5 protein-coding genes are annotated in these 4,810 nt (G+C 64.0%); 1 reads left to right on the top strand and 4 read right to left on the bottom strand.

Annotated elements, in window-relative coordinates:
* Nucleotides 1-171 precede the first annotated feature (171 nt).
* Nucleotides 172-420, bottom strand: a complete 249-nt coding sequence (locus N0B15_RS15545; RefSeq protein ID WP_263020634.1) for an amphi-Trp domain-containing protein — start codon at nucleotides 418-420, stop codon at nucleotides 172-174.
* Nucleotides 421-501: 81 nt separating this feature from the next.
* Nucleotides 502-1,569, bottom strand: coding sequence for a KaiC domain-containing protein (locus tag N0B15_RS15540; RefSeq protein WP_263020633.1), 1,068 nt, complete (start codon nucleotides 1,567-1,569; stop codon nucleotides 502-504).
* Between the two features lie 235 nt (nucleotides 1,570-1,804).
* Between N0B15_RS15540 and N0B15_RS15535 the strand changes: the two genes are divergently transcribed.
* Nucleotides 1,805-2,653, top strand: coding sequence for an NAD(+)/NADH kinase (locus N0B15_RS15535; protein ID WP_263020632.1), 849 nt, complete (start codon nucleotides 1,805-1,807; stop codon nucleotides 2,651-2,653).
* Between the two features lie 307 nt (nucleotides 2,654-2,960).
* Here N0B15_RS15535 and N0B15_RS15530 read toward each other — a convergent pair whose 3' ends face one another.
* Nucleotides 2,961-3,623, bottom strand: coding sequence for a hypothetical protein (locus N0B15_RS15530; protein ID WP_263020631.1), 663 nt, complete (start codon nucleotides 3,621-3,623; stop codon nucleotides 2,961-2,963).
* 239 nt (nucleotides 3,624-3,862) lie between these two features.
* Nucleotides 3,863-4,597 (bottom strand): DNA-directed RNA polymerase subunit epsilon, encoded by a 735-nt coding sequence (locus N0B15_RS15525; RefSeq protein WP_263020630.1) that lies wholly within the window; start codon nucleotides 4,595-4,597, stop codon nucleotides 3,863-3,865.
* Nucleotides 4,598-4,810 lie beyond the last annotated feature (213 nt).

The raw sequence follows: 4,810 nt of genomic DNA, 5'->3' as shown, positions 1-4,810 counted from the left end.
GAGGAGGCGCTGTTGGACACAGTCGTTGCCTCCTCATTCCTCTCGAAAAGATGCCTCGATAAGCCGCCGCTGTCACGTGGTTCTCCGCTTAGCTAAAGACGGATAATCTAGGGATACATATCAGTTAGAACACCTGCATGTCGTGTCGGCGACGGTGGTCCCCGCGTCGCGTCACTCGCTCTCGGGCTTCCAGTTGAGTTCGATCTCGATCGTCTCGTGTTCGCCGCGGATCATCGTCGAGCGCTCGACGACTTCGACCGCACAGTCGACCCGTTCCGGCGGCGAGAGCGAGACCGTCTTGTTGCCGACGTCGACGTTGATCCGTCCAGCGCCCCGTTCGAACTCCTCGGCGAGACCGTGGAGGTACGCCGCGAGTTCCTCTCGAGTCAGCGTCTGGTCGGCGCTCGTGTGATCTGCCATGGCACCCCACTCGAGCGTCGCGTGGAAAAGTATGGGCGGCGAACGCGGGACCAACAGCGGATTACTCGCGGTAGGAAGCGTCTAGAACAGGTTCGCCTGCTGGTAGACCTCGAGTCCCTCGCCCGTGATCTCGTAGGGTTTCGTATCCCGCGAGTGGTTGGCGTCTCTGATCTTCTGAATCTCGATCGCCAGGCGCGTCTCGGGGAGGTTCTCGGAGCGGACGTACCGGAGGACGAACACCGCGTCGGTGAGGTACTCGACGACGCCGTAGCGCGAGGCGTAGGGCGTCTCCGAGGAGGCCTCGCTCGTCAACAGCGCCGTCACCCCGGCCGCCTTGAGACTCTGCGTGAAGTCGAAGATCTCGTTTCGCCGCCGTGCCCGGTCGTCGTACATCATCTCGAGTAACGAGACCGAGTCGAGCACCAGCCGGGTCGCCTCGAACTCCTCGATCAGCCGCGGGAGGTCGCTGCGAATCGAGGCGAGACCCTTCGCCATCTCGACCGGATCGACGTCCACGACGGCGAGCTGGCCCGACTCGACGTAGGCGTCGAACGGAAAGCCCTTCTCGGTCGCGCTGTCGATCACGCGCTGGCGCGTCTCCTCGAGCGTGATGAACACTGCGCGTTCGTCGCGCTCGAGACCGTGGGCGAGAAACTGGAGACCGAAGGTGGTCTTTCCGGTTCCGGCCCCGCCGATGGCGACCATCAACGACCGCTCGGGCACCCCACCCTGGATCATCCGGTCGAGACCGTCGATACCGAGGTCGATCCGGGCGAGCGCCGACTCGAAGGTCTCGTCGTCGAACTCCGCCTCGCCCGGCCCGTTGAAGCCGAAGTCGAGTGTTTCGGCGTCGGCGACGACGTCCGTCGGCTCGAGCGTCGGCAGCTCGACGTTCTCGAGAGCCGTCGCGAAGTCCTCCTCGAACAGCGACTCCGGTCCGGCGTCGTCACCCGCTGGCGTCTCGTCTCCCTCCGCCTCCGTTTCGGCGTCGGTTCGTTCACCCTCGGTGGATCGGTCGATTCCCGCCGGTGCGTCCACCTCGTCCGTCTCGTCAACCCCGTCCACGTCCGGCCCCTCGCCGTCATCCGCCTGTCGTCGCCGCTCGGCCAGCGCCCGCTCGAACCAGTCGTCCTCCGAGCGGTCGCTCATCTGCTCACCACCGACCGGGCGGTGAGCGCAGTCGCTCGAGTGGGGCAGGCAGCCGCCGTCTCGACGGGAGCGTCCATAGGGTGCCGACTCGAGCGGAGCCGTCTCGAGACCGGTTGCGAAAGCGAAAGCGGCCGATCCAGATGAATGTTGTTGCCGTTCGGCCACGGCTGCGTGCCCATCCCACTACGAGCGGGGATAGGGGGCTTTTTGCACCCGGGGCGGCTATCCGGCGACGATGGACGCGGACGCAGCCACCGAGATCGCGGTCGGACTCGTCGCCCAGCGCGGCAACGAGCGCGCACGCTCGCTCGCGACGACCCTCAGAGACGCACTCGAGGAGAGCGACGTGACGGTGACCGTCGACGAGGAGACCGCAGCGGCCGTCGGCGGCGAGGGCGTCCCCGTCGCGGCGATGAGCGGATTCGACCTGGTCGTGAGCATCGGCGGCGACGGCACCTTCCTCTTCGTCGCCCGCGAGGCCGGTGACGCCCCCCTCCTCGGCGTCAACCTCGGCGAGGTCGGCTTTCTCAACGCCGTCGCCCCGGCCGAGACCCTCGAGACCGTCGCCGATCTCGTCGAACGGCTTCGAACCGACGGTGAGATCGGCTGTCACGAGGTCGACCGACTCGAGGTCAGCGGTCCCGACTGGGACCTCCCCCCGGCGCTCAACGAGGTCGTCGTCCACGGTCCCCGGCGGGGCCACGGCGGCGGCGCGACGGTCGAGATCAGTATCGACGGCGAGCGCTACGCCGAGAGTCACGTCGACGGCGTCCTCGTCGCCACCCCCACCGGATCGACCGCCTACAACCTCAGCGAGGGCGGCCCGCTCCTCTCTCCGACGCTCGAGGCACTCGTCGTCACCCAGATGTGTGCGAGCGATCCGATGCCCCCGCTCGTCGTCGAGGGCGACAGCGAAATCTCCCTCACGATCACCGACGCCGAGACGGGCTACGTCATCGCCGACGGACGCAACCGCCGCCCGCTCGAGCCACCGGCGACCGTCACCGTCGGCGTCGCCGACACCGCGCTCACCCTCGCCGGGCCGCGCGTCGACTTCTTCGAAGCGCTCGAGAAACTCGAGTGATCGCGACAGTACAAATAGACAAACAAAGCAACATTCATAGTGGATGGCGGGTAAGTTGATTGCAAGTCAGTTGAATAGGCGCGGTAGATAGCTTATTCATCGAAACCACCCATCCACACAGCATGAAAGAGAAAGCACTCGAAATCATGAGAAAAGATGTCCGCGAGAATCGTAGTGCGTACAAGAAGATGGGCGAGGTTGACTCAGTTGACAGTCGAGACACTGAGTGACACAACTTCTGAAGCGCGTGTTGTCGCCGCAACTGATGGCGGCTGATCTGGTTCGTAAGAGCAGGTAGTGCTCAACGCTACAGGCTGAGTTCGTTTCGCGCAGCATCGAATGCGCGCCCCAAAACCGGCGTCGGGATGTCGTGCTGTTGGGCCGTGTCTGTGTCGTGAAAGAGCGTACAGAAGTGGCGATGCCACACGTGGTACAGTTCGTCTCTACACCAGAGCGTGTCAAAACGTACGTCAACGACGAACGTTCGGACGAACTTGGCCTGAAGAATTGTGTGGTCGATGTACTCACCAGGCCATCGGTCGGGTATTGGAACGTCATTGAGTTCGAGAATCGCTCGAAGAGTCCCGATTGCGGTGCGGTGGTTCGCATCGGGAAAGAAGTGTTTGCCACTGATCGTACGGACCCAGTGAGCACACTGTTGAACAACCGGGTCGCGACGTGGGAATTCGCGCATCACCCGCTCGAGGCACAGATCCTGGACGTTCCAGATACGTCGTACCGTCTTCTCTCGTGAGCCGTCGACGAGACCGTACGAGTCTTCTGAGTCCATGTATCGCTCGTAATTGAACTGTTTTATCGTTTCGGCGTCGATTTGGCTGAAGTCATCGATTCGATCACCTGTTCGTGTCCACTGAGCGTGTTCACAGGCAGGAGTGGGTGACGAACCTGATTCGAACTCAGCGAGTGATACATCGCGTTCGAGGAACTCGGTCCCCCGGTCCGTGATCACGTAGAGGTCGTGTGTGACGGCCTGTAGGAGACCGTAGGTACACAGTTCCCGACAGCGGACACGAATTACGTTCTCACGGCGTCGGCCCTCGGCGATGTCCCGTGGTGTCGCAGGACCCGACGTTCGAACCCAGCGAAGAATAGTGCGATCGGATACAGACCCGTTTCCACGACTGTTCATACCGTTATGACGTTGTTGGCGCAATCAATGTTTCGCCTCGCCAATAGGACGTACCTGGCTCAGGATTCCGACGGCCGACTGGCTGCCGCACGCTCGGCCCGCGGGATGTTCGGATCGCGGTTCGGGTCCCGGCCGTAGACCGGGGGTCGCTCCTCGAGTTGGTCGATCAACACCCGCCGGAGCCGGTTCAGACTCGTCGTGTCCAGCCCGTGGTCGGCCGCGAGACGGCGAAACACCTCCTCGTCGGTGATGTCGTGGGCTTTGTACTGGGCGAAGAGGTCGTCCATCCGCTCGGGTGAGAGCGCGCTCACGTCGAGGTCGTCGAGTCCGAAGTACGCCCGCCGGTCGACGTCGACGACGTGTCTGATGACGACGAGCGCGACGGTCGGAATCGCCCGCTGGCTCCCGAACGCCGTCAGATCGATCTCGTCCATGACACCGAGCGCGCAGTCGCGCTGCCAGGGCGTCACCTCGAGGGCGTTACACAGCGCCTGCGTCGTCCGCAGCCGGTCCAGGTGGTGTGCGCGCGCGGCGTAGCCCGCCGTCGCCGTGTGTCGTTCGTCGTGCAGTCTGCGGACGCTCTCCGAGAGGTCGGCGTCGGGAGACGCCGCCCGGCCGATGACGGTCGCACTCGGGGTGGCGACCCCCCACTGGCGAACCGTCGCGTCCCGCCTCGCTGCCGTCCGCGAGAGCGCCCCCGCACCCGCGCGTCGCTCGAGTCGGCGCGTCTCGAGCGCCTCTTCCGGGTCGGTCCCCGGTGGATCCGACTCGAGTGTGCCCCCGTCGCGTTGCATGGTTCGAAGGTCACACGCAGAGACGGTTAAATCCTCCCTCGCGCGAGAGAGAGAGGTGACACTCGGTGGATAGGTTCGACGACAATGGCCAGCGCGCAGACCACGGAGACCATCCGTTCTAGTTTAGCGCAGCGACACATCCAGAGACCCCGAGCTAGAATCGTCAGTAACTAGGAATGTGAGAATCCGGTGGAGAGTGTGTACAACCCACCG

It is taken from the genome of Natronobiforma cellulositropha (assembly GCF_025629245.1).
GTDB lineage: Archaea > Halobacteriota > Halobacteria > Halobacteriales > Natrialbaceae > Natronobiforma > Natronobiforma cellulositropha.
This window is presented reverse-complemented; position numbering and strand designations above follow the sequence as displayed.

Coding starts and splice junctions, on each gene's coding strand:
- N0B15_RS15545 (WP_263020634.1), bottom strand. CDS start 420: ATGGCAGATCACACGAGCGCCGACCAGACGCTGACTCGAGAGGAACTC.
- N0B15_RS15540 (WP_263020633.1), bottom strand. CDS start 1,569: ATGAGCGACCGCTCGGAGGACGACTGGTTCGAGCGGGCGCTGGCCGAG.
- N0B15_RS15535 (WP_263020632.1), top strand. CDS start 1,805: ATGGACGCGGACGCAGCCACCGAGATCGCGGTCGGACTCGTCGCCCAG.
- N0B15_RS15525 (WP_263020630.1), bottom strand. CDS start 4,597: ATGCAACGCGACGGGGGCACACTCGAGTCGGATCCACCGGGGACCGAC.